Source organism: Herminiimonas sp. Marseille-P9896 (assembly GCF_903993245.1).
Classification (GTDB): Bacteria; Pseudomonadota; Gammaproteobacteria; order Burkholderiales; family Burkholderiaceae_D; genus Oxalicibacterium; species Oxalicibacterium contaminans.
This window is the reverse complement of record NZ_CAJEVT010000002.1, coordinates 429,025-454,899: the sequence shown is the minus strand read 5'-3', so window position 1 is coordinate 454,899 and position 25,875 is coordinate 429,025. Positions and strand designations below refer to the sequence as shown.

At 51.2% G+C, this 25,875-nt stretch carries 21 protein-coding genes; 14 read left to right on the top strand and 7 right to left on the bottom strand.

The window, feature by feature from the left end; genetic code table 11:
- Positions 1 to 27: 27 nt before the first annotated feature.
- From H7U06_RS07615 to H7U06_RS07560, 12 genes are read left to right on the top strand one after another with little or no spacing between them, the layout of a single operon-like run.
- On the top strand, positions 28 to 1,374 hold the full coding sequence (locus H7U06_RS07615) for a hypothetical protein (RefSeq protein WP_175625562.1): 1,347 nt from the start codon (positions 28 to 30) through the stop codon (positions 1,372 to 1,374).
- A 2-nt stretch (positions 1,375 to 1,376) separates the two neighbouring features.
- The gene (asnB, locus tag H7U06_RS07610; RefSeq protein WP_175625561.1) at positions 1,377 to 3,266 is read left to right on the top strand and encodes an asparagine synthase (glutamine-hydrolyzing); all 1,890 of its coding nucleotides are present in this window, start codon (positions 1,377 to 1,379) and stop codon (positions 3,264 to 3,266) included.
- Between the two features lie 2 nt (positions 3,267 to 3,268).
- Positions 3,269 to 4,561, top strand: a complete 1,293-nt coding sequence (locus tag H7U06_RS07605; protein WP_175625560.1) for a hypothetical protein — start codon at positions 3,269 to 3,271, stop codon at positions 4,559 to 4,561.
- Positions 4,562 to 4,576: 15 nt separating this feature from the next.
- Entirely contained in the window at positions 4,577 to 6,460 is a 1,884-nt protein-coding gene (asnB, locus tag H7U06_RS07600) for an asparagine synthase (glutamine-hydrolyzing) (protein WP_175625559.1), read from the top strand.
- The gene (locus H7U06_RS07595) at positions 6,447 to 7,646 is read left to right on the top strand and encodes a glycosyltransferase (RefSeq protein WP_175625558.1); all 1,200 of its coding nucleotides are present in this window, start codon (positions 6,447 to 6,449) and stop codon (positions 7,644 to 7,646) included. Before asnB (H7U06_RS07600) ends, H7U06_RS07595 begins: the two co-directional genes overlap by 14 nt.
- Positions 7,647 to 7,655: 9 nt before the next feature.
- Positions 7,656 to 8,786, top strand: a complete 1,131-nt coding sequence (locus tag H7U06_RS07590) for a glycosyltransferase family 4 protein (RefSeq protein WP_175625557.1) — start codon at positions 7,656 to 7,658, stop codon at positions 8,784 to 8,786.
- A 25-nt stretch (positions 8,787 to 8,811) separates the two neighbouring features.
- Positions 8,812 to 10,623 carry a glucosamine 6-phosphate synthetase gene (locus H7U06_RS07585; protein ID WP_175625556.1) on the top strand — a complete coding sequence of 604 codons (1,812 nt, stop codon included), beginning with the start codon at positions 8,812 to 8,814 and terminating at the stop codon, positions 10,621 to 10,623.
- Positions 10,623 to 11,876, top strand: a complete 1,254-nt coding sequence (locus H7U06_RS07580) for a glycosyltransferase family 4 protein (protein WP_175625555.1) — start codon at positions 10,623 to 10,625, stop codon at positions 11,874 to 11,876. The genes H7U06_RS07585 and H7U06_RS07580 overlap by 1 nt, the downstream gene beginning before the upstream one ends.
- A complete protein-coding gene (locus H7U06_RS07575) occupies positions 11,873 to 12,466 on the top strand; it encodes a sugar transferase (RefSeq protein ID WP_175625554.1) in 594 nt (197 codons plus the stop codon). Before H7U06_RS07580 ends, H7U06_RS07575 begins: the two co-directional genes overlap by 4 nt.
- The gene (locus H7U06_RS07570) at positions 12,463 to 13,098 is read left to right on the top strand and encodes an acetyltransferase (protein WP_175625553.1); all 636 of its coding nucleotides are present in this window, start codon (positions 12,463 to 12,465) and stop codon (positions 13,096 to 13,098) included. Before H7U06_RS07575 ends, H7U06_RS07570 begins: the two co-directional genes overlap by 4 nt.
- A 12-nt stretch (positions 13,099 to 13,110) precedes the next feature.
- A complete protein-coding gene (locus tag H7U06_RS07565) occupies positions 13,111 to 14,286 on the top strand; it encodes a DegT/DnrJ/EryC1/StrS aminotransferase family protein (RefSeq protein ID WP_175625552.1) in 1,176 nt (391 codons plus the stop codon).
- Between the two features lie 60 nt (positions 14,287 to 14,346).
- Entirely contained in the window at positions 14,347 to 16,287 is a 1,941-nt protein-coding gene (locus H7U06_RS07560) for a nucleoside-diphosphate sugar epimerase/dehydratase (RefSeq protein ID WP_175625551.1), read from the top strand.
- A 189-nt stretch (positions 16,288 to 16,476) separates the two neighbouring features.
- Here H7U06_RS07560 and phoR read toward each other — a convergent pair whose 3' ends face one another.
- The 7 genes from phoR to pstS all read right to left on the bottom strand — a co-directional run bounded on the left by phoR (position 16,477) and on the right by pstS (position 23,125).
- The gene (phoR, locus tag H7U06_RS07555; protein ID WP_175625550.1) at positions 16,477 to 17,796 is read right to left on the bottom strand and encodes a phosphate regulon sensor histidine kinase PhoR; all 1,320 of its coding nucleotides are present in this window, start codon (positions 17,794 to 17,796) and stop codon (positions 16,477 to 16,479) included.
- 16 nt (positions 17,797 to 17,812) lie between these two features.
- A complete protein-coding gene (phoB, locus tag H7U06_RS07550) occupies positions 17,813 to 18,502 on the bottom strand; it encodes a phosphate regulon transcriptional regulator PhoB (protein WP_012080139.1) in 690 nt (229 codons plus the stop codon).
- A 6-nt stretch (positions 18,503 to 18,508) separates the two neighbouring features.
- Entirely contained in the window at positions 18,509 to 19,219 is a 711-nt protein-coding gene (gene phoU, locus H7U06_RS07545; protein WP_175625549.1) for a phosphate signaling complex protein PhoU, read from the bottom strand.
- 70 nt (positions 19,220 to 19,289) lie between these two features.
- Positions 19,290 to 20,075 (bottom strand): phosphate ABC transporter ATP-binding protein PstB, encoded by a 786-nt coding sequence (gene pstB, locus H7U06_RS07540; RefSeq protein WP_175625548.1) that lies wholly within the window; start codon positions 20,073 to 20,075, stop codon positions 19,290 to 19,292.
- Between the two features lie 20 nt (positions 20,076 to 20,095).
- Complete coding sequence (gene pstA, locus H7U06_RS07535; RefSeq protein WP_175625547.1) at positions 20,096 to 20,956, bottom strand: phosphate ABC transporter permease PstA; 861 nt, start codon at positions 20,954 to 20,956, stop codon at positions 20,096 to 20,098.
- A complete protein-coding gene (gene pstC, locus H7U06_RS07530) occupies positions 20,953 to 21,945 on the bottom strand; it encodes a phosphate ABC transporter permease subunit PstC (RefSeq protein WP_183082351.1) in 993 nt (330 codons plus the stop codon). The genes pstA and pstC overlap by 4 nt, the downstream gene beginning before the upstream one ends.
- A 136-nt stretch (positions 21,946 to 22,081) precedes the next feature.
- Entirely contained in the window at positions 22,082 to 23,125 is a 1,044-nt protein-coding gene (gene pstS, locus H7U06_RS07525) for a phosphate ABC transporter substrate-binding protein PstS (protein ID WP_175625545.1), read from the bottom strand.
- Positions 23,126 to 23,303: 178 nt separating this feature from the next.
- Between pstS and ppk1 the strand changes: the two genes are divergently transcribed.
- Together ppk1 and sixA are read left to right on the top strand one after the other, a co-directional pair.
- On the top strand, positions 23,304 to 25,403 hold the full coding sequence (ppk1, locus tag H7U06_RS07520) for a polyphosphate kinase 1 (protein ID WP_175626077.1): 2,100 nt from the start codon (positions 23,304 to 23,306) through the stop codon (positions 25,401 to 25,403).
- Positions 25,404 to 25,407: 4 nt separating this feature from the next.
- The gene (gene sixA, locus H7U06_RS07515) at positions 25,408 to 25,866 is read left to right on the top strand and encodes a phosphohistidine phosphatase SixA (protein ID WP_175625544.1); all 459 of its coding nucleotides are present in this window, start codon (positions 25,408 to 25,410) and stop codon (positions 25,864 to 25,866) included.
- The last annotated feature ends 9 nt before the right edge of the window (positions 25,867 to 25,875 follow it).

Here is a 25,875-nt window from a genome sequence, read left to right as displayed (position 1 = left end):
ATAGTGAAAGTATCTGAACACAACTGCATGAATATTCTCTATCTTTACAACTCGTCGCAAACCTATACCAATACGGTATTTGATCATCTTGCAATGCTAAGTGCTTATTCCCGGAATCGAGCATTTTTTATGCATGCGGATTCGCAATGCACGATGACCGTGGATATGACACGATTCGATGCAGTTTGTGTTCATTACTCGGTTCGCCTGCCTTACGATGAAATATCTCCAGCTGTCAGCCAAGCCCTGCAGGACTTTCAAGGACTAAAGTTTCTATTTATCCAGGATGAGTATGACAACACATATCGCGCCTGGCACTGGATCAAGTTGATCGGTTTTCATCTGGTTTTTACTGTGGTGCCAGAAGACGGGATTCCCAAAATTTATCCATCAACGGAATTCCCGAACACCCGCTTCGTCAGCAATCTTACCGGCTACACTCCCCCTGCCCTTTCTCAGGATGCGACGATACTTCCGCCTTCGCAACGGAATCTCATGATTGGCTATCGGGGCCGCCCCCTGCCAGCCAGATACGGAGCGCTCGGCGCAGAAAAGGTCGCTATCGGGAAAGTGGTTCGAGAGTATTGTGAACGGCTGGGCATCTCCAACGATATCGCATGGTCAGAAGAGTCGCGCATATACGGACCGGCCTGGAATGACTTCGTCGGATCGTGTCGCGCAATGCTGGGTTCCGAAAGCGGAAGCAATGTTTTCGATTGGGACGGATGCTTGCAAGCCAAACTGGAAGCCTTCAAGGAAGAGCATCCAAATGCATCTGATGTCGAAGTCTATGAGCAAGTCGTCAAGCCGCTTGAGCTTACTGGCCTTATGAACCAGATATCCCCGAGGGTTTTTGAAGCGATCGCTGCCCGGACAATCCTGGTTCTGTTTGAAGGTAATTACTCCGGGGTCATACGGCCCGACGAACACTTCATTTCGCTGAAAAAAGACGGCAGCAATCTGGATGAAGTTTTCAGAAAGCTCCAAGACAAGGATTACGTCGATGGCATGGCGCAAAGGGCTTATCAACATGTAATTGGTTCTGGAAAGTTCAGCTATCCGGCATTTGTCGCCATGGTTGACCGTGAACTAGAACAGTCGCATCGAAACTTGTCTACAAATGAAAGGCAACACCACATGGCAAAATTGCAGCCAGTCGCGATCGAAGCTTCTCCTTTGCCAATCACCTTATCTCCAATAAGAGCGCAATTAGTCAAACCTAGTCTGTTACCTCGCATCGAATTGGACGCAGGCGTATTGAAGTTTTGTCTTCCGGTAAGTTTGATGTGGTCGCATATCCCTGAGCCCATCCGTCTATCACTTCGCCCCATGATGCGACGTTTAAGACGGGTTCTTGTATCTGGAGGGCAATAATTATGTGTGGAATCTTCGGTTTTGTAACAAATGCACCGCTCAATATTGAGGCGGCGAAAAGGTCGCTCCATGAAGGTATGGACAGGATCAGACATCGTGGCCCCGATGGTTCAGGTACGTGGGTAAGCCGCGACGGCTTGGCAGGTTTAGGGCATGTACGACTGGCGATTATTGATATCGAGTCTGGTACGCAGCCCATGACGAGTGAAGATGGGCGTTACACAATTATCTTCAACGGCGAGGTCTATAACTACATCGAGCTGAGGGAAGAACTCGGTGGTGAGTTCCGAACACGGTCGGATACGGAAGTGGTCTTGCGTGCCTATCAGCGCTGGGGAGCGGCCTGCCTCGGACGGTTACGCGGTATGTTTGCAATTGCCATTTGGGATACGCTCGAACAGAAACTGTTTCTCGCGAGAGATCGGTTCGGCATTAAACCTCTTTACTGGGCGAATACAAAAAACGGGTTGTACTTTGGCTCTGAGTTGAAGGCTCTGCTACCCTTCCTGGACCAACGTACGGTCAATGGCAAGGCACTGTCCGATTACTTTACTTTTCAATTTTGTCTCGGTGAGAAGACCCTGGTAGACGGCGTATCGCAATTACCCGCAGCTCATTACGCCACAATAAGCCCGGGGCAAGAGCCACGCCAAACACGTTACTGGGAAGTCCATTACAACATAGACTATGAACATACCGAGCGTTGGTTCTCGGAACGTTTGCGCGAATTGCTGGATGACTCTGTACGCATGCATCTTCGTGCCGATGTTGAAGTTGGTAGTTACGTCAGCGGCGGCGTAGATTCCAGCCTGCTTGCCTCTCTAGCGCGGGATACACGTCCTGATGAACGCTTCCAGGCATTTAATGGACGTTTCAGTGAAGGTGCAGATTTTGATGAGTCTCGTTATGCTGCTGCACTGGCGAATGAGCAGAATATGCAGTTGCATGTCGCCGATATCGGAGAGCAAGACTTTGTCGATCACATTGCCAAGGTAATCTGGCACCTTGATCAACCCACCGCAGGCCCGGGGGCGTTCCCACAGTACATGGTGTCAAAGCTGGTTGGTGAAAACGTGAAAGTTGTCATCGGCGGTCAGGGTGGCGATGAGATATTCGGTGGCTATGCGCGCTACCTTGTGGCTTATTTTGAGCAGTGCATCAAGGGAGCTATCGAAGGCACCCTGCATAGCGGCAATTATCTCGTAACGTACGAATCAATTATTCCCAATCTCGAAACCTTGAGGCAATACAAGCCAATGCTAAGGGAATTCTGGGCCAACGGAGTATTTGGAGAACGCGACGATCGTTATTGGCGTTTGGTCAATCGTGCGAATACCTTTGGCGGTATATTGAATAGCGAGGCTATGGATCAGCGCGCAACCATGGCTGAATTCAAGAGCATCTTCTGGGGTGAAAATGTGGGCAAGGAATCATATTTTGATTCAATGACACATTTCGATTTCAAGACACTATTGCCAGCATTGCTTCAGGTGGAAGACCGAATGAGCATGGCACATGGCGTGGAAGCTCGCGTCCCCTTCCTGGATCACCCTCTTGTCGAATTCGCCGCCACTATCCCCGCGGATATCAAGTTTAAAAACGGTGAATTGAAACGCCTTCTCAAGACAGTATTTTCCAATCGACTGCCACAGGAGATCACGAACAGAAAAGACAAAATGGGCTTTCCTGTTCCAATCAACCTATGGCTCAAGCGCGGCGGTAAGGCGCGCGACCTGATTGGTGACATCCTGGGGTCGGATCGGGCCAAATCACGTCCTTACCTGGCACCCGGTATGTCTGTGGATGCCTTGCTTGATTCGCAGAGTATTTACGGCCGAAATCTCTGGGCCTTGCTGAGCCTGGAGCTTTGGCACCAACAATTCATCGACTAAGTATGGATCGCTTAAGCATTCTTGTTCTACATAGCCTTGGAGACCCTGCCTTTGCGCCGGCGTTTTTAGGGCATCACGTGTTTGCGCTGCAGAGAAATTTCCCGGAGCACGACTACCTCTATCACGATGCTACGCTCCCACTGCCGGAGTACGTAACAGAACAGGATTTCGACGCAATTGTGCTGGATGTCACTTTCCTGACTGCCCGTTGGGCCTCGCTTGATTTTCTGCAGGCACGGAAAGATGCATATGCTTTTGTTCGCGAATCAGGTGCCGTCAAGATTGCTTTCCCGCAAGATGAGTACGATTGCAATGTTTTGCTGGACGACTGGATGTGCGAGTGGAATATCGACGTGGTGTTCTCCGTCATCGCATCTGGTTGGGACGTCCTATACCCACGCTATCACAAGCATGGCAACATTCGTCTCGGTTATACCGGTTACATTGATGAGAGCTTGATCGATAGACCAACACAACCTTTTCAGACAAGAACCATTGATATTGGCTACAGGGCAAAAAAATTGCCCCCTTACTTTGGCAGAGTCGGACAGACAAAATGGACGATCGGTAGGGATGTCGCACGACTTGCGACAAATACAGGATTGCATGTCGATATCGAACTGGGAGATAAAGGGACGTTGTTCGGAGACGCATGGCTGAAGTTCATCGATAACTCCAAGTTTACGCTGGGTGCGAATAGTGGCAGCAGCCTTCTGGATCCTACCGGTGAAATCCAACGTCACGTCCGGGCTTATCTTGCGGCCAATCCAGATGCAACATTCGAAACAGTCGAAGCCGCATGTTTTGCCGGACAGGAAGGGCTATACAGTTTTACTGCGATCTCTCCACGCGTCCTTGAAGCAGCCCTCCTGGATAGCGCGCAAATACTTGTAGATGGTGACTACAGCGACATCATCAAACCGGGAGAGCACTATATTCCGATACGCCAGGACGCAAGCAACTTCGAAGAAGTGCGTGCCGCCATGTCTGATACCAATGAGGTAATCAAGATGATCAAGCGCTGCAGGGAAACCATCTTGAGTGTCGACGCCCTGCGCTATCGTAACAAAGCCAGAATGACGCTGGAATTGATCGGAGATTTGGCTACCCGCAAGAATCTCTCACCTAATCGTGAACGTGCCCGCAGCAACATTACCCGTTATATGACGGAGATGCCCGCCAAATATAAATCCCGCTGGCGCAGCCAACAATTCCGTGTAAGGGTGGCCAATGCTGTTGCTCCCTATCCTGTGCTGCATAGTGCACTCAGGTCGGCGGCACGGATTTTTCGTTGAGTAGCGATTAGACATATGTGCGGAATACTTGGTGGAGTGTGGCGAGGAGCATCACCTTCAGCCTCTCAATTTGACAAGGCGCTCGAAGCCCTGCGTTTTCGGGGCCCGAATGACAGCGGAATAGAACGATTCGAATGTGGCCCATCGCAGGTGGTGCTCGGACATACACGACTCTCGATCATCGATTTGAGCTCGGCCGGGCATCAACCGATGGACACCCCGGATGGCCGCTATTCAATCATCTTCAATGGCGAGATATATAACTATCTTGAGCTGCGCTCGGAGCTAAAGGCTTTGGGGCATACATTTTCTTCCGACTCTGACACGGAGGTATTACTAGTCGCATGGCGTCAATGGGGTGCTGAATGTTTGCAAAAACTCGTCGGCATGTTTGCTTTTGTCGTTCTTGATAAAGCAGCCCTTACGCTGACCTGCGTTCGCGACGCCTTTGGAATCAAGCCATTTTTTTACACCCAGGAGCAAGAGACGTTTGTTTTTGCGTCTGAAATCCCTGCAATCAAATCGCTAAAGCGAGGGAAATTGACGGTGAACTGGCAGCGTTCATACGACTATCTTGTACATGGAGAATATGACAGTCGAGCTGAAAGCTTTATTGAAGGCATAGCGCAACTACAAGCTGGACATTTGCTCCAGGTCGACTTGACTACGGGAAAACACACCGAGCCCCGTAAATGGTGGATACCTAGTGTCGCCGAACGGACAGACTTGAATTTCGGACAAGCGGTCGAACTTGTCAGAGAGCGCTTTCTCGACAGCATACGTTTGCATTTACGCAGTGATGTTGCGATTGGCGCAGCCCTTTCCGGTGGCGTCGATTCATCTGCTGTCGTTTGTGCGATGCGCTATTTAGAGCCAGACTTGCCGATCAATACTTTCAGCTTCATCGCGGCAGACAGTCGGGTAAACGAAGAAAAGTGGATAGATATTGTTAACCAACATGTCGGTGCAAAGGCACATAAAGTTAGCATCACAGCGGATGAGCTGGTACGTGACATCGATACTTTGATTCGTGCTCAAGGCGAGCCGTTTGGCAGCATGAGTATTTACGCGCAATATCGCGTCTACCAGTTGGCCAAAGAGAATGGCGTGACCGTCACTCTGGATGGCCAGGGGGCAGACGAAGCGCATGGCGGCTATACCGGTTTCCCCGGAGAACGGATCCGTAGCTTGCTTGATCGCGGGCATTTCGGTGAGGCCGCAACGTTTCTTGCCAATTGGGCCAAGTGGCCCGGTCGCAGCGTGAAGACAGGCTTACGCGCCGCTCTCGCAGAACTAAGTACCGGTCTGTCGCATGAGATGATGCGTGCGCTGGCAGGAATGAACCAGGTACCTGACTGGATACGCAGCGATGTCGCCAAAGATATGGGAATTGTCGGCAGAATAGAACGTTACCGTTCGGGCCACGAGGCCTCTGGTCGACGCGTGGTAGCTCAGATGTCTAACATGCTGACCCGTCACGGCCTGCCTGCCTTGTTACGTCATGGCGACCGAAACTCAATGCGCTTCTCTGTAGAGAGCCGGGTTCCCTTCCTGACATTGGATCAGGTTGAACTCATGCTTTCAATGCCCGAGCGCTTTCTTGTTTCGCCATCGGGTGAAACCAAGCATCTGTTTCGCGCAGCGATGAAGGGCATTGTCCCTGACGAAGTGTTGTTCCGGAAAGATAAAATCGGCTTCGAACCACCTGAAAAAGAATGGATTCTTTCCATAGCCGGACAAGCCCGGGCCTGGTTGAGCGAGGACATGCAGATCCCGTTTGTACGCAGCGATATGCTGTTGGCACAGTTCGATGATGTCATCGCCGGTCGGCGAGCCTTCTCCTGGCAAGTCTGGCGTTGGATCAATTTTTACAGATGGAAAGCCTGTGTTGCCGACTAAAGAATCTTCAAACCTGAAAGCGGAAAAAGAGTCTGTCCCTCCGGTCAGGATCTTGCACCTGACGCATACCGACATACCTTCAGATAATCGTATCCTGAAGGAAATCCTGGCATTGGCAGAAGTCCCTCACTTTGAGTTGCATGGCATCGGGATACGTCTGCGCCTGGGAGCCAAAGACACAAATGTGTCGCCGCGAGCAAAAATCACATCATTGGCGCTGGCGACACGCAAATTGCGTTTCCTGCCCGGTCCGATCAGGCATCTGATTGTTGCTATTGAAATGATGGTGCGCCTGTTTTTGCGGGGGTTGAAAGTACGACCTCATGTTATCCACTGCCACGACACACCAGCACTTCTGGTCGGTGTTCTGCTCAAACACTGTTTCAAGGCCCGGCTGATCTATGATGCCCATGAATTGGAGTCGAACAAAAATGGGCAGTCACGCGCAATTGCCAGACTGACCTTATGGGCAGAACAAGTTGCCTGGTCTTCCATCGACCATCTCGTGACAGTCAGCCCCTCGATCATTGCATGGTATGAACAGCATCTTGGCCCGAAACCAAGCTCTTTAATCCTGAATTCGCCACTGTTTGCAGCAGCTGTGGAGCAAGAAAAAGGTTCAGGCAAGCCGCGCTATTTTCACGAAAAATTTGGCATTCCCCAAAACGCAAAAGTTTTTCTATATCTGGGCTTATTAGTGAACGGTCGTGGCATCGAAAAAATGCTGGCAGCATTCTCGAGAGAGAATGTGGCTTCGCATCTCGTATTCGTGGGCTATGGCTCGCTTGAGAATGAGATTCAGTCTGCAGCACGCACTTTCGGCAACATACACCTGCATCCGCCGGTACCGCATGAAGAAGTCGTCGCCTTGTCGAGGAGCGCAGATTACGGTTTGTGCATTATCGAGAACGTCTCCTTAAGCGACTACTATTGCCTGCCGAACAAGCTCTTTGAGTATGCATTTGCGGGCATTCCCGTGTTGGCATCGGATTTTCCGGATATAGCCCATACCGTGCATCAGTATGGATTGGGCGAATGCTGTGAAGTCGATATCAATTCTATCGTCGCCGCAATCGATCGCATCGAAGCAGGAAAATCCGTGCCCCTGCCTCAAGACTTGCACGCATTAGGCTGGCAAAGCCAAAGCGCACGGTTGCAGCAGGCCTATCTATCTCTGATTGGGTAACAACGAACCATGCCGCCCTCCACTATCAGAATTGCACATCTCACCTCAGCACATCCCAGAGATGATGTGCGCATTTTCCACAAGGAATGCAAGAGTCTGGCCGTAGCCGGATATGAAGTTCATCTCGTGGTAGCCGACAATCTTGGTGCCGAGCAGCAAGGTGGAGTCACCATTCATGACGTCGGTAAACGAGGGGGCCGCCTCGCACGCGTGGCAGGAGCTACCCGACGGGTTCTTAAGCAGGCTTTGGCTTTGGATGCCGATATTTATCACTTGCATGACCCCGAGCTGCTGTGGGTTGGCCTAGTGCTGTCGATGAAAGGCAAAGCTGTAATCTTCGATGCGCACGAAGATGTATCACTACAGCTTTTGAATAAACCGTATCTGACACCCCTTGTTTTGAAAATCGCTGCCAAGTGCTATACCGCCGTAGAGCGTTTTGCCTGCAAAAGACTCACAGGTGTTGTGGCTGCAACCCCGTTTATTGGAGCAAAGTTCAGAGCGATCAATCCGGATACCGTGGAAGTCTGCAACTATCCAATCCTCATAGAATTTTCACCTAGTGAAAATTGGGATGCCAAACCCGATGAGGTCTGTTACGTCGGCGGCTTGTCCGGCGTTCGTGGCATTCGACAAATTGTCACCGCCATGTCGTCCGTAAAAAGCGATGCCCGATTAAATCTCGCGGGTGGTTTCTCTGAAGCCGACCTCAGGAATGAGGTGCAATCGATCGCTGGCTGGGAACGAGTTAATGAATACGGAGTTCAAAACAGACTCGGTGTCAGTCAAATTTATGAACGGTCGCGCGCCGGCCTGGTGACTTTATTGCCCATCCCCAATTATCTGGACGCGCTACCTGTCAAAATGTTTGAATACATGTCGGCAGGGATTCCTGTCATCGCTTCAAATTTTGCATTATGGCGAGGTATCGTCGATGAAAATTCTTGTGGGCTATGCGTAGACCCTGAAAATCCCACGGAAATTGCTTCCGCCATCGACTATTTACTGACGCATCCTGCAGAAGCAAAACAAATGGGCGAAAACGGCCGACGTGCCGTTTTATCCCGCTATAACTGGCTCAATGAGGAAACACAACTGCTCGATTTCTATCGATATGTGGTATCTACTCATGTTCACTAAATCACCTAACTAACAGGCAACTCAAATGTGCGGAATCTTTGGCATCGTCTCACCGGTACCGGTACTCGAAAGCGAACTCGATATCCTGGTCAGACATTCTCAACAACGCGGCCGTGATTCCAGTGGCTTGCTTGTATACGGCAAAGATGCATATAGCGCGTATCGGGCGGACTACCCAATTACCAGACTGCTGAATGAAGTACGCCCATTTTCAAATCATGTCGTGATGGGCCACAGCAGACTTATCACAAATGGTTTGGGCGACAACCAACCTGTAATCCGCGAAGGAATTTGTGTACTTCATAACGGCATCGTCGTAAACGATGAGGCTATCTGGCCTCAGATCGGTAAAGAACGCGAGCTGCAAATTGATACCGAGGCAATTGCCGCCATTGCATCTGCACATCTGGATGCGGGCAAATCATTGGAAACGCTACCGGCAAGTATTCTCGATCTGTGTCGAGGCGTCGTCGCATGCGCATTATCAGTTCCAAGATTGGGCAAGCTTTGTCTCTTTTCGAACAATGGCAGTCTTTATACGGGCACCAAGAATCACGCTATTTACTTTGCGTCTGAGCGCTATCCGTTAACAGTGATCGGTTGCGAGAATATCGAACAGGTTCGTGAAGCCGTATTTATAGACATTCCATCCTCTGCAACAGACATCACAATCAGTGATCGCAGAGAGCGCACGACCAACCTGATTCCTGGCCTTTCCTTATCCGGGGAAGAAGAAAAGCTGCTCGTCTATCGTCGACACAATTTACGTCGCTGCACAAAATGCATACTCCCAGAAACCATGCCTTATATCAGCTTTGATGCTGATGGCGTATGCAATTACTGCAAACATTACAAACCGCGGAATAAGCCAAGACCGAAAGAAGAATTGTTCGAGTTGGTGGAGTCATATCGACGCAAAAATGGCAACGATTGTATCGTGCCGTTTTCCGGTGGACGCGACAGTTGTTATGGTTTGCACCTGATTGTCAAAGAACTGCAAATGAAACCGATTACCTATACCTATGATTGGGGGATGGTAACGGATCTGGGGCGACGCAATATCAGCAGAATGAGTGCCGAACTTGGTGTCGAAAACATTATTGTCGCGGACGATATCGATCAAAAACGCAGAAATATTAAAAAAAATCTGGCGGCGTGGCTCAAATCACCTCATCTTGGAATGATCAGTATTCTTACTGCCGGAGATAAGCATTTTTTCCGGCATATCGAGACAGTCAAAAAACAAACCGGGGTTAGCCTGAACCTCTGGGGCGTGAATCCGCTCGAAGTCACCCATTTCAAATCGGGATTTTTAGGGGTCCCTCCAGATTTCGAGGAAAAACGCGTTTATTCACATGGCGCGCTCAAACAACTGCGCTATCAGTATCTGCGCGTCAAGGCCATGTTAGCCAGTCCCGGGTATTTCAATTCATCCTTATGGGACACGCTATCTGGAGAGTATTACCGCAGTTTTGCAGAGAAAACCGACTACTTCCATATTTTCGACTATTGGCGTTGGGATGAGCGTCAGATCGATGACACCCTGGCTGAGTATGATTGGGAAAGAGCCCCCGACACCAACACGACATGGCGCATTGGTGATGGAACTGCCGCATTCTACAATTACATCTACTACACCGTTGCAGGCTTTACAGAACACGACACCTTCCGCAGCAACCAGATCCGCGAGGGTGATTTATCTCGGGAAGAAGCCCTGGCATTGGTGGATGATGAGAATCGCACGAGATATCCCAACATTAAATGGTATCTGGATGCAGTGGGCATGGACTTTAAGGAAGTCATTTCCGTAGTTAATAATATTCCACGGATGTATTGATGTCTGTACAAAGCAATCGTTGTGTTTGGTACATATCTAAATACGTATCGCCACCGTCGAAAGGCAGTTCAGGCGCACGCGGCTACCTCATCATGCGCGAACTTGCGCGCATGGGCTATCGCAGTGTGATCATCACGTCTGACTCCAATCAGCTTGCAGAAGTACCGAAACTCGAACAGCCGCATCTTTTACAGCACGTCGATGGTATGCAGTTGCTTTGGGTACGGACCATGAAGTACGCCGTCGCCAAATCGCTCAAACGGATCCTGAGTTGGCTGGATTTCGAATGGCGACTGTGGTGCCTGCCGAAAGAGTCACTGCCCCGCCCGGATGTCATCATCGTCTCGAGCTTGTCACTACTCACGATTCTTAACGGCTTCCTTTTACGAGCACGCTATAAATGTCGTCTGATTTTCGAAATCCGAGACATCTGGCCCCTGACAATTACCGAAGAAGGCGGATTTAGTCGCTGGAATCCATTGGTAATCGGTCTGGGCGCTATTGAAAAGCTAGGCTACCGATATGCAGATGCCATCGTCGGCACCATGCCCAACCTTGGAGAGCACGTTGCCCGCGTTCTGGGCAAGGATAAGAAAACTTACTGTATTCCAATGGGAGTCGACGAAGCGACCTTGACCGCCCGTGATGAACTGCCTGCAGATTACGTCGAAAAGCACATTCCAAAAGATAAATTCATTGTCACGCACGCCGGAACTATCGGCATCACCAATGCGCTAGACACCATGCTTGATTGCGCAGAGTCGATGAAAGACGATCCGCGCATCCATTTTCTCGTGGTTGGCGAAGGAGATCTGCGCGCGTATTACCAGGACAAGTATGCGCATTTATCAAATCTGACTTTCGCGCCGCGCGTACCCAAACAACTGGTTCAGTCAGTACTCGCACGCTGCGATTTATTGTATTTTTCGGTGCATGTATCAAAAGTATGGCAATACGGGCAATCCTTGAACAAGGTCATTGATTACATGCTGGCAGGCAAACCCATCGTTGCTTCCTACACAGGCTATCCTTCGATGATTAATGAAGCAGAATGCGGCACCTACGTTCCTGCTGGTGATCTTGCTGCATTACGCCGGGAAATCCTTAAATATGCGGACATGGATCAGGCACAACGCGTCGCCATAGGAAGCCGCGGCCGCGAATGGATACTGGCAAATCGTAGCTACGAAAAATTAGCGGAAAACTATCTGGATATATTGTTTGATCAACCAGCGAAGCGACCACAGGAATGAAACGCCTGTTTGACATCCTGGTATCAGCGGGCTTACTGCTCGCGCTAAGTCCCATATTGCTTGTATTGTATGGCCTGGTTCACTTCAAACTGGGTGCTCCCGCGCTGTTTCGTCAAATTCGCCCTGGCCTGCATGGTGAACCTTTCACGATGGTGAAATTTCGCACCATGACCGACGCCCGGGACGAAAAAGGCGAGTTACTTTCAGATAGTGAGCGCCTCACGAGTTTCGGACGTTTTCTGCGTGCAAGCAGTTTGGATGAGCTACCAGAGTTATGGAATGTTCTGAAAGGTGAAATGAGCCTAGTCGGGCCTCGTCCATTACTCATGGAATATTTACCGCTGTATTCAGCAGAACAAGCGCGGCGCCACGAAATGCGTCCGGGCATTACGGGATGGGCACAAATTAACGGACGTAACGCGGTCAGTTGGAGTGACAAGTTTCGATTAGATGTCTGGTATGTAGACCATCAATCGTTCTGGCTCGACATACGTATTTTGATACTTACAGTGAAAAAGGTATTGGTGCGAGATGGCATCAATGCAGCAGGAGAAGCAACCACTTCCAAATTCGATGGAGACAAGAAATGAAGCGACTTGCCTTGCTGGGCGCCAGCGGCCATGGAAAAGTTGTGGCAGAGGCCGCCCTGGACAGCGGATGGGAATTGATCATTTTTTTTGACGATGCGTGGCCATCGGTCAAACAAAATGGCAGATGGCCGGTTGAAGGAAACACCGCTACCCTGCTTGAAAAGATGAAGAGTTTTGATGGCGTCATAGTCTCAATCGGCAACTGCAAAATACGTTGGCAAAAGTATCTAGAGCTCGCTTCACTCAATGCTCCCCTTGCAACAATCATTCATCCGTCCGCAACCGTCAGTCAGTATGCATCGATTGGGAGCGGCAGCGTCGTACTCGCAGGCGCATGCATCAACATCGATGCAGTAATTGGGCAAGCCGGGATCATTAATACCGGCGCGACAGTTGATCATGACTGCGAACTTGCAGATGCCGTACACATATGTCCAGGCACACATCTATCCGGTAACGTCTCTGTCGGTCATCAAAGCTGGGTTGGAGTTGGCGCAACAGTAAAGCAAGGGATAACTATAGGCGCTGATGTGATGGTAGGTGCCGGTGCTGTGGTAATCGCACCTATCCCTGATTCCTGCACAGTTGTTGGCAATCCAGCCCGGCCAATACACGGCAAATCCAATTCATAAAAAGAAACTCCGATGCTCAATACTCCTTTTTCGCCTTGGCCGTCCTTTACGGAAGAAGAGGCTCAAGCGGTTCAGCGCGTACTACTTTCCAATCGCGTCAATTATTGGACCGGAAATGAATGTCGCGAATTTGAGCAAGAGTTCGCAAGCTGGTGTACGACAGAATATGCCATTGCACTTGCGAATGGCACTGTCGCATTAGATCTTGCCCTTAAGGGACTGGGTATCGGTGCCGGTGACGAAGTTATTGTCACACCCCGCACATTTATCGCAAGCGCATCATGCGTAGTCAATGCAGGAGCGATTCCCGTTTTTGCCGATGTTGACGCAGAAAGTGGCAACCTCTCTGCTGACACAATCAAGAATTTCATCACGCCTCGTACCAAAGGGGTTATTTGCGTTCATCTTGCCGGCTGGCCATGTGACATGGATCCAATCATGGCATTGGCGAACCAACATGGTTTCAAGGTGATTGAAGATTGCGCTCAAGCACACGGCGCTCTTTACAAAGGACGGCGGGTCGGCAGTATCGGACACGTAAGTGCCTGGAGTTTTTGTCAGGACAAAATCATGACGACCGGCGGCGAAGGCGGCATGGTGACGACTAACGATGAGGCGCTATGGCGTACGATGTGGGCCTTTAAGGATCACGGAAAAAGCTTCCACGCGGTTTATGAAAAGGAACATCCTCCGGGCTTCCGCTGGGTGCATGAAAGCTTCGGTACCAATTGGCGCATGCTGGAGATGCAAGCGGTCATCGGGCGCATTCAATTGCGCCGGATGCAGGCATGGACCATGCAGCGCACCGAACATGCAGCAGCCATTCTGCAGGCATGTCGCAAATTCGAAGCACTACATGTTCCCACTTATCCATCATCAGATACACACGCGCATTACAAATGCTATGTACAAGTGGTACCAGAAAAGCTAGCTCTGGGCTGGAGTCGGGATCGCATAGTTGCCGAAATCAATCAGCGAGGTGTTCCTTGCTATCAAGGTTCATGCTCAGAGGTCTATCTGGAAAAGGCATTTGAAGGAAGTACGTTTATACCGCAGCCACGCCTTCCCACTGCAAAGAAACTAGGTGAAACCAGTCTGATGTTTCTTGTTCACCCGACCCTGACTGCAGAAGAGATAAGCAAAACATGTGATGTCATTCATGATGTATTAAGCGCTGCTGGTAGTTAATCATGATTTCCAAACACAGACGATCAATCTATAAAACGAAATATGTTTCGAGGTTAGACAATGAATAAACCTCTATTTGCTATTCCCATACTGGCCCTGCCACGCTCGGCTAAACGCGTTGTGGCCTTATTGGTAGACCTGGGTCTGTGTGTGCTCACGGTGTGGCTTGCCTACTATTTGCGATTGGGAGAGCCGGTACCTTTGTCCGGTAATGCTCTTATTGCGGTAATAGCATCGATAGCCATAGCACTTCCTATTTTTATCGTTTCCGGTTTATATCGTGCCATTTTTAGGTATAGCGGTTGGCCAGCGTTACTGGCCGTGGCACGTGCGGTAACTATCTATGGCTTGCTATACGCATCTATTTTTACAGCCATAGGAATCACCGATGTCCCTCGCACTCTGGGAATTATTCAACCCATCCTGCTGCTGCTATTCGTAGGTGCATCCCGCGCATTGGCGCGATTATGGCTCGGTGATCAGTACAAAAGCATACTCAAGCAAGCGTCGCGTCCCAAAGCACTTATTTATGGTGCAGGCGGAGCGGGACGGCAGCTAGCCACTGCGATGGCAAATATTCAGGAGATGCAAGTCATCGGTTTTATGGATGATGATGATCGCTTGCATGGCCACGTGCTCAACGGCCTGCCTATCTACAATCCGGTAGATTTGTCGAGTCTCATTTCTTCGTTGAACATCGTTACGGTACTGCTCGCAATACCAAGCATTGGTCGCAAGCGCCGCAATGAAATACTCAGTCAGATCCGCGATGCACATGTATCCGTCCGTACCCTGCCAAGTCTTACCGAGTTAGCTCAGGGGAAGATCAGTATTTCAGATTTGCGAGAACTTGGTATTGATGACATTCTTGGGCGTGAACCCGTTGCTCCGAACCATATTCTTCTCACAAAAAATATCATCAACAAAGTTGTCCTGGTAACAGGCGCAGGTGGATCGATCGGTAGTGAGCTGTGCCGCCAGATTCTTGCCATTGGACCAGCAAAGCTTTTATTGATTGAGCACAGTGAATTCGCGTTGTATGCAATTCATCAGGAATTGGAAAAGAAACTGGACGACCAGCAGAAAGTGCTCGTCCCGCTGATGGCCTCAGTGCAAGATCAAGAGCGTATGCGTGAGATCATGTCCACTTGGCACCCTAATACCGTCTATCACGCCGCGGCATACAAGCATGTTCCACTGGTCGAACATAATCCTTCGGAGGGAATAAAAAATAACGTGCTGGGCACTTTGCGCACAGCACTTGCTGCTGCGGAGAACGGTGCCACCGATTTTGTACTGATTAGCACAGACAAAGCTGTACGTCCGACCAACATCATGGGCGCCAGTAAACGCCTTGCAGAGATGGTCTTACAAGCATTGGCAGAAGATCATCCGGAAACCAAATTCTCCATGGTGCGCTTCGGCAATGTACTGGGCTCTTCCGGTTCAGTCGTTCCGAAGTTTCGACAGCAGATTCGCGATGGTGGCCCGGTTACCCTCACCCATGTTGATGTCACCCGTTACTTCATGACAATTCCTGAAGCGGCTCAACTTGTCATACAGGCTGGCGCAATGGCCAAGGGTGGTGACGTATTTGTATTAGACATGGGGCAGTCAGTAAAAATCATAGACCTGGCTAGAAGGATGATTGAGCTATCCGGCCTGAGTGTCAAAGATGAGCAGAACGAGGATGGTGATATTGAGATACAAATCACTGGCTTGCGTCCAGGTGAGAAACTCTATGAAGAGCTCCTAATAGGAAACAATCCACAAACGACATCACATCCAAGGATTATGAAAGCCAATGAGGATTTTTTGCCGTGGCCTGAATTGGATAGCAAACTCCAGGCTCTGACAATTTCCCTTAACCTCAACGACGTCAACATTATCCGAAGAATGATGGAGCAACTCGTCTCTGGCTATATTCCAAACGAAGAAATCGTTGACTGGGTGTATATGGAACAAGAGGCGGAAGCAACTGCTCTCGGCTTACCTAAATAAGCGCAATACAGAGCTGCTCCCCCACTTTCTTCCGCGAGTGGGGCATCAGCCCCCTTTACTCAGAAATCAACGCCATCCGTATTCTGAGCATCAATCTTTACCCCATCCTCTGGCTGCGATTCTATCGCCAGCACCGCCCCATCCCTGAACAGCACCGGATAGGCAACAAAAGTTGCCTATCTAGCAATCTCAATGGTTTTTAAGCAAACCCAGTGCGTCGTTGTCGACCACGCTATTGTCAAATTTGACAATAAAGGTACTCCCCATCTCCGGCTGCGATTCTATCGCCAGCACCGCCCCATGTCTGAGCAGCACGTGCTTAACAATAGCCAGGCCTAGCCCCGTACCCTGGGTTTCACGGGAGCGGCTCTTGTCGACGCGGTAGAAGCGCTCGGTCAGGCGGACGATATGCTCGGCACGTATCCCTATGCCGCTGTCCTTGACCGAGAATTGTGGCCCATGGCCAAGATCCTGCCATTTGATGTCGATACGGCCGCCTTCCGGCGTGTAGCGCACCGCATTCGATACCAGGTTGCCAAAGGCGCTGCGCAGTTCATCGGTGCTGCCCTGGATGTCTGGACCTTCGACCGTCAATGAGATGGTATGACGCCCACCGGACAAGGCTTCCGCTTCCTGCAGGATTTGGCGCAACAGGTTGCCGATGTTGACGTGTTCGGGGCGCAATGGGTAGTCGATAGATTCCAGGCGCGTCAGCGTCAGCATGTCTTCGACCAGGTTTTGCATGCGCTTGCCCTGCTCTATCATCAGGTTCAGGTGCGACATCCGTACGTCCGGATCCAGATTCGGCTGACCCTGTGCGATTTCCAGGAAGCCGTTGATGACTGTCAACGGCGTGCGCAGCTCATGTGATGCGTTGGCGATGAAGTCCCTACGCATCATTTCGATACGGTCGGATTCGGTCGCATCATGCGTGACCAGGATTTGGCGGCGGTTTTCAAACGGGATGATTTGCACGATGAGCTTGCGGTCTTTCAAGCTCAGGGTCAATGGCTGCTCGTAACGTCCCAGGATGATGTAGTCGATGAAGTCGGGATTACGGATCAAGTTGGTGACGCGCATGCCCTTGTCACGGCCATTGTTCAGGCCCAGGTGTTTTTCCGCGGCCGGATTGCACCATTCGAGGAAGAGCACGTCATCCATGATGACGACGCCATCCGGCAAGAGACTCATCGCCTGGCGAAAGCGCGCCAGCCATTCAGTCAGCTCGGCGCGGTTACGCTCGTCATCACGACGCAGGCGGTACAAGCGCGAAAAGATGTCGGTCCATGCACCCCAGCCATCCGGCAGCTTTTCGCTATCAGGATGATCGAGCCAGGCGCTGAGCAGGTATAGATAATTGAGTTGTACGACGATCAGGGCGATCATCAGCACCAATGCGGTAGCCAAGCCTATAGACCAGCCGAAGAAATATCCGACAACACCTGCAAATATCAAGATGATGGATAGTCGCAGGCTTGCGGGTACCCAGAACAACAACTGAGGATTCATAGACAGGTTGGTCGGCTTATTTCGTAGAAAGCATATAGCCTACACTACGCACCGTTTTGATCAAGTGTTCCGCGTCTTTCAGGGCTTTACGCAAACGCAGCACGTGTACGTCCACCGTGCGCTCCTCGATCACGACGTGATCGCCCCATACCTTGTCCAGCAACTGGCTGCGCGAAAATACGCGGTCCGGATGCGCGAGGAAGAATTTCAACAGTTTGAATTCGGCATGGCCAATGTCGATTTTTTCATCGTTCATGCTGACGCTGCAGCTGACCGGGTCCAGGCTAATATTCCCGGCGGTCATCAGGGTCTGCGAATGCTCAGGCGTCTTGCGACGCAGAAGCGCATTGATACGTGCCGTCAGTTCACGTGGCGAGAACGGCTTGGTGACGTAATCGTCAGCGCCATTGTCGAGGCCGGCGATTTTGTCTTCTTCCATGCTTTTTGCAGTCAGCATGATGATAGGCAGCTCATTGAACTGGCGATCAGCGCGGATGCGCGATAACAGGCGCAAACCGCTCTGATCAGGCAGCATCCAGTCGAGCAGGATCAGCTGCGGCAGGCGTTGCTGGATAAAGTCCCAGGCATCGCCTGCGTTCTGTACCGCAGCAACATTCCAGCCCGCCCCTTTGAGGGTGAATGTCACCAGCTCGATAATTGGCGGTTCGTCTTCAACAATCAGAATGGTAGGTTTTTCAGCAGCCATAATCGCTTAGTTAGTGGTGCGCTCGTCCAATTGCGTAGCAGCGTAATCAGTATGGCGAATATCCTTGCCTTCGACAATGTAGATCACGTATTCCGCAATATTTTTTGCATGGTCACCGATACGTTCGATCGCCTTCGCTACCCACAGGGTATCCAGTGCGGTCGAGATAGTGCGTGGATCTTCCATCATGAAGGTGATGAGAGTACGCATGATGGAGCGGAATTCGTGGTCCACCGCTTCATCCTGGGCAATCAGTTTGATCGCTTGCTTGCCGTCCAGGCGCGCAAATGCGTCCAGTGCATCGTGCAGCATGTTGCTGGCGCTGGTTGCCATCACACGGATGGTTTCGTAGTGATTGATGGTGGTGACGCCACGTTCGGTAATGTTTTTGGCAGCACGTGCGATTTTGGTCGCTTCGTCGCCGATGCGCTCGAGGTCGGTGATGACCTTGATGGTTGCCATGACGGTACGCAGGTCGTTCGCGGCTGGTTGACGTTTGACGATCAGGTGGCTGCAAGCATCGTCCAGCGATACTTCTAGGGTATTGACGTTTTCATCCGACTTGATAACGGTTTCGGCCTGGCCGATGTTACCGCTTCTAAAACATGCCACTGCATCGTGGAACTGGCTTTCTACGAGGCCGCCCATCAACAATACTTTGGAACGGATGGTTTCCAGATCCATGTCGTATTGCTTGGAAGAGTGTTCGCCTGACATCAGGTTTCTCCTAAATAAATTCAGTTAAATGGCTGTGTGCAGCACGCTGCACGTTCTTATTCTTGTTCAATCAACCGAAACGACCAGTGATGTAGTCCTGTGTATCTTTCTTGTTCGGGTTCATGAAGATCTGATCGGTTTCACCGAATTCGACCAATTCACCGAGGTACATATAAGCTGTGTAGTCCGAGCAGCGTGCCGCTTGTTGCATGTTGTGCGTCACAATGGCGATGGTGTAGTCACCTTTCAGTTCGCTGATCAGCTCTTCGATTTTTGCCGTAGAGATAGGATCCAGTGCCGAGGTAGGCTCATCCAGCAGCAAGACGTCAGGTTTCACCGCGACACCGCGGGCGATACACAGACGTTGTTGCTGACCACCCGACAGGCTCAGGCCGCTCTTGTTGAGCTTGTCTTTGACTTCGGTCCACAGTGCTGCCTTGTTCAGCGCCCATTCAACGCGCTCGTCCATTTCGCCTTTAGGCAGGTTTTCATACAGACGCACACCGAAAGCGATGTTGTCGTAGACCGACATCGGGAACGGGGTCGGCTTCTGGAACACCATGCCGACCTTGGCACGCAGCATGTTCACGTCCTGACCTGGTTCCAGGATGTTTTTGCCGTGGTACATGATCTTGCCTTCCGCACGTTGACCTGGGTACAGGTCATACATGCGGTTGAAAGTACGCAGCAAGGTCGATTTACCGCAGCCCGATGGGCCGATGAATGCCGTTACCTTTTTATCGTGAATATCGAGGTTGATATTCTTCAGGCCCTGGAAGGAGCCGTAGTAGAAATTCAGGTTGGCAATTTCGAGGGTCTTTTTATTGGTCATGTCCACAGACGTTTGAGTAGTCATAGCGTTCGCTTGGATTAAATTCAGTTATGGATTTTTTGATTGAACAAAGAACGCGACAGGATATTCAGTGCCAGTACGCTGAAGGTAATCAGCAATGCACCTCCCCATGCCAGCGAACGCCAGTTATCGTAAGGACTCATCGCAAACTGATAGATCACCACTGGCAAGTTAGCCATAGGCGCATTCATGTTGGCGCTGTAGAACTGGTTGTTCAACGCAGTAAATAACAATGGTGCTGTTTCGCCCGAGATACGCGCTACCGCCAGCAGGACGCCGGTAATGACACCCGCCTTGACTGCTCGCAGACGCACAAAGGTGGCAACACGCCAGCGCGGTGCACCGAGTGCGAAAGCTGCTTCACGCAGGCTGGTCGGTACCAGGTTCAGCATATTGTCGGTAGTACGCACTACGACCGGGATTGCAATCAGCGAGATCGCAAAGCTACCGGCCCAGCCGGAGAAGTGCTTCACGTTTGCCACGTAGACTGCATAGATAAACAAGCCAATCACGATCGAAGGTGCAGACAGCATGATGTCAGTCACGAAGCGCGTGATTTTGGCAAACCAGCTGACTTCACCATACTCCGCCAGGTAGATACCTGCCAGGATGCCGATAGGTGTGCTGATAAAGACAGCCGCACCGACCATCAGCAAGCTGCCGACGATGGCATTCATCAGACCGCCACCTTCGCTACCAGGCGCAGGCGTGGTTTGCGTGAAGATCGCCAGGTTGATCGCGCCTACGCCTTTGATCACCAGCGTGAACAGGATCCACATCAGGAAGAACAAGCCTAGCAACATCGCCAGGAAGGACAGCGCAATACCGACGCGATGGATAAACAAGCGTTTCCGATAAACCGGATTCATGGTTTCGGTTTTCATTTAGCGCCCTCCTTGCGGGACATGCCCATCAACATCAGCTTCGCGGCCGACAGGACGAGGAAAGTAATCACGAACAGGATCAGGCCGAGGGCAAACAGTGACGATACGTGCAACACCGATTCCGCTTCAGCGAATTCATTTGCCAATGTCGAAGCGATACTGTTGCCAGCCGCAAACAGTGACCACGACAATTTATGCGCATTACCAATGACGAAGGTAATCGCCATGGTTTCACCCAGTGCACGCCCCAGTCCCAGCATCACACCACCGACTACACCGATACGGGTGTATGGCAATACGACTTTGCGTACCACCTCCCACTTGGTGCAACCCAGTGCGTAGGCTGATTCTTTCAGGACTGGCGGCACGATTTCAAAGACGTCGCGCATCACGGAAGCGATGAACGGGATGATCATTACTGCCAGGATGATGCCCGCAGCCAGGATACCGATACCCATCATCGGACCCTTGAACAGATTGCCGATGACCGGCAGCTGGCCCAGAGTCGCAGCCAGTGCCGGCTGGATGTAATCCGAGAACAATGGAGCAAATACAAACAAACCCCACATACCGTAGATGATACTTGGCACACCTGCCAGCAACTCAACTGCGGTGCCCAGTGGTCGTTTCAACCAGGCAGGGCAAATTTCTGTGAGGAACAATGCGATGCCGAAGCTGATCGGGAAAGCGATCGCCAGGGCGATGAGAGATGTAGCTAAAGTGCCGACGATGGCAATTGCTGCGCCATATTGATCGTTGACTGGATCCCACTCAACGCTGGTCACGAATGGCAGACCGAATTCTTTTAACGCTGGCCATGCCCCTATCATCAGGGATGCAATGATGCCCAGCAAAACGAACAAAACGCTCAGCGCGAAGATGAACGTTACTTTATGAAATAAAAAATCCTGCAGACGCTGCTTGCGCATGGTGGCCATCAGCGCTTTGCTGAAAATGCCGCTTTCACTATTTTCTTTATCGATAGTCATTGCGTGGGCAGGAATACTATTAAGACTTGCGCTCATAATTATTTGGTTTTAAGCAGGGCTGCCTCAGCGCATCTTGCGATGTGTACCGAGACAGCCCTTGGTTAAATAGCGACTGAATCTGCGATTAAATCAGCTCTTACCAAATAGCCTTGCCGGAAGCATCTTTGACATTTGCTTTCCATGCGTCCTGAACCAATTTCACAACTGGTGCAGGCATTGCAACATAGTCCAGGTCGGAAGCCATTGTGCCGCCGTTTTTGTAGGACCAGTCAAAGAATTTCAACACTTCTTTAGCGCGTTCAGCCGATGCTTGCGATTTGTGCAAGAGGATGAAAGATGCGCCAGTGATAGGCCAGCTAGCTTTACCAGCCTGGTTGGTCAGGATCACGCCCATACCTGGGGTTTTTGCCCAATCAGCACCAGCTGCAGCTGCTTTGAATGTTTCGTCGTCAGGTTGTACGAATTGACCGTCACGGTTTTTCAACTGTGTGTGCGACATTTTGTTCTTTTTAGCGTACGCGTATTCTACGTAGCCGATCGAACCTTTGATACGCTGAACGTTAGCTGCAACGCCTTCGTTACCTTTGCCGCCCACGCCTGCTGGCCATTTAACTGCTGTACCTGCGCCCACGCCTTCTTTGAAGTCAGCATTGGTTTTCGACAGGAAGTCGGTCCACAGGAAAGTGGTGCCCGAGCCGTCCGAACGGTGCACAACGGTGATGTCGGAATCTGTCAGTTTGGCACCTGGGTTCAATGCAGTGATACGTGCATCGTTCCATTTGGTGATTTTGCCGAGGTAGATGTTAGCCAGTACTTCTGGCGTCATTTTCAATTGGCCTGGGGTGATGCCGTCCAGGTTGACGATAGGCACAACGCCGCCCATGATCGCCGGGAATTGCAGCAAGCCTTCAGCTTCCAGCTCTTCTTCTTTCAGCGGCATGTCGGATGCGCCGAAATCAACGGTTTTTGCCTTGATTTGTTTAATGCCGCCGCCGGAGCCGATGGATTGATAGTTCAAGCCAGTGCCGGTTGCTGCTTTATAGGATTCTGCCCATTTGGAATAAATAGGGTAAGGGAAGGTCGCGCCAGCACCTGTAATATCAGCTGCTACTGCGGAAGAGAACGCCACTGCTGCGACTGCAGCTACCATGGCGGTTTTAACAAATTGATTCAATCGCATAACTGCTCCTTAGGGTTAACTAAATAAGACAGTGCGAACTCTAGCGAACAATTATGACAGCTTTATGACTTCGGAAAAATCATGTCATAAACTTGATTTTGGACAAAAAAGCTTGTCATTAAGTTGTCATAATGGGTCACTACACTCTGCGAGGTCACCAATGGCCAAAGTCAAGAAAATGCACAAGAAAGCCGTAGCAGAAGCCGTTTCCGCCCCAGTATTACCGCAAAGCGCCATCTATTTAAACCGTGAATTGTCACAATTGGCCTTTAACCGCCGGGTACTGGCGCAGGCCGAGAATCCGGACGTCCCGCTGCTGGAACGCTTGAAATATTTGTGTATCGTCAGTAATAACCTGGATGAGCTGTTTGAAGTCAGGATCGCCAGTCTGCTGGCCAATAATCACATGGAAGGCGAGTTCATCGAACCACCTGCCCTGTCGGCCGCACTGGCGGTAGCCGGCGCCGAATGTCATCAGATCGTCGAACGCCAATACCGTGTCTTAAATGAGAGCGTGCTGCCGCAACTGGCGCAGGAAGGCATCCATTTATTACGTGACCAGGACCGTAATGACGCACAACGTGCCTGGGTAAAGGCTTATTTCGACCGTGAAGTGCGCCCTTTGCTGACGCCTATCGGCCTCGATCCGGCCCATCCGTTCCCACAAGTTGTTAATAAGAGTCTGAATTTCATCGTTGAACTGTCCGGCAAGGACGCTTTTGGCCGCGGTACCGCGATTGCCATCCTCAAAGCGCCACGTGTTTTGCCGCGTGTCATACAGCTGCCGCCGGAATTATCCAAGAACGGTGTCTCTTTCTGCCTGTTGTCTTCCATCATCCATGCCCATATCAACGACCTGTTCAGCGGACGTGAAGTACTGGCCTACTCGCAGTTCCGTGTCACACGCAACAGCGACCTGTGGGTAGATGAAGAAGAGGTGAAAAACCTGCGTCAGGCCTTGCAAGGCGAGCTGCAAAGCCGCAATTTTGGTGTCGCTGTGCGTCTGGAAGTGGCAAAAAACTGCCCACCACACCTGTCACAATTCCTGCTGGAACAGTTCTCCATCGATAAAAACCGCCTGTATGCGGTCGATGGCCCGGTGAACATGGTGCGCCTGTCCGAGCTGATAGACCATGTCACCAAGCCGGAACTGCGTTTCCCGCCCTATTCGCCTATGTATCCGCCCAAGCTGGCAAATGCCGACTTGTTTGCAGTTGTAGGCAAGCACGATGTGCTGCTGCACCACCCGTTCCAGTCTTTCCAGCCAGTGCTCGAATTCATCCGCAGCGCGGCGCAGGACCCGGACGTGGTCGCCATCAAGCAGACTATTTACCGTACCGGCATGAACTCCGACCTGATGGAGTCGCTGATCCTGGCGGCACAACGCGGCAAGGAAGTGACGGTCGTGGTTGAACTGATGGCGCGTTTTGACGAAGAAGCGAATATCAACTGGGCCGATCGCCTGGAACGCGCCGGTGCACAAGTCGTGTACGGCGTGGTGGGCCTCAAAACCCACGCCAAACTGGCGCTGGTCATCCGCCGCGAAGCTGGCGCACTACGCTACTACGCACACATGGGTACCGGTAACTACCATCCGAGCACCACCAAGTTCTATACCGATTTCGGCCTGTTGACCGCGAATCCGGCCATCGCTACCGAAGTGAATGAAGTCTTTATCCACCTCACCAGCCTGACCAAGCCAAAGAAACTGGATCATCTGTGGCTGGCGCCTTTCGCCCTGCAAAAGGAGTTCATACGCGCCATCCGCAACGAAGCGAAGATCGCGCGCCTAGGACGCCCTGGCCGCATCATCGCCAAAATGAATGCTTTGCTGGATGAATCCGTCATCCGCGCCTTGTATGCAGCGTCGGCCGATGGCGTAAAAATCGATCTCATCGTGCGTGGTGCCTGCGCGCTGCGCCCTGGTGTGCCGGGCTTGTCGGATAACATCCGCGTCCGCTCCATCGTCGGTCGCTTCCTCGAGCACAGCCGCATTTATTACTTCCGTAACGACCTGGCGCACGATGTCTATCTGTCCAGCGCGGACTGGATGAACCGCAATCTGTTCCGCCGTATCGAAGTCGCCTTCCCAATACTCGATCCGGCGTTAAAAAAACGTGTGATTGCAGAAGGTCTGGACCCCTACCTCAAAGACAATTTGAATTCATGGGAACTAGATTCCAACGGCGTCTATCAAAAACGTAAGCCTCGGGGAAAATCCGGCGCATTCAGCGCACAACAACATCTGATGCAGGTATTAGGCAACCCTGTGGAGTAACAAAATGGAACTGATCTTGTGGCGGCATGCAGAAGCGGAAATGGGTGAACCCGATGAAGGCCGTGCATTGACCGCAAAAGGTCACAAGCAGGCTTGGAAGATGGCTGAGTGGCTGGACCATAACCTGCCCAATAGCTGCAAGATCCTGGTCAGCCCCGCCACCCGTACGGTGCAGACCGCAGAGGCCCTGGGGCGCAAGTTCAAGATCGTTGACGATTTAAGCCCCGAATCCACGGTGGAAAAAATCCTGGCCGCCACCAACTGGCCGGATAGCCGCGAACCAGTACTGGTCATCGGCCATCAGCCGACGCTGGGTCAACTGGCCGCCACGCTGGTCACCGGCAGCCCGCAAGACTGGACTATCCGCAAAGGTAATGTCTGGTGGATAGTGCAGCGCGAGCGCGGTGATATCTCTGGCAATTACGTGCGCGCAGTCATGGCGCCGGACCTGCTGACCAAATAAGCACCATCC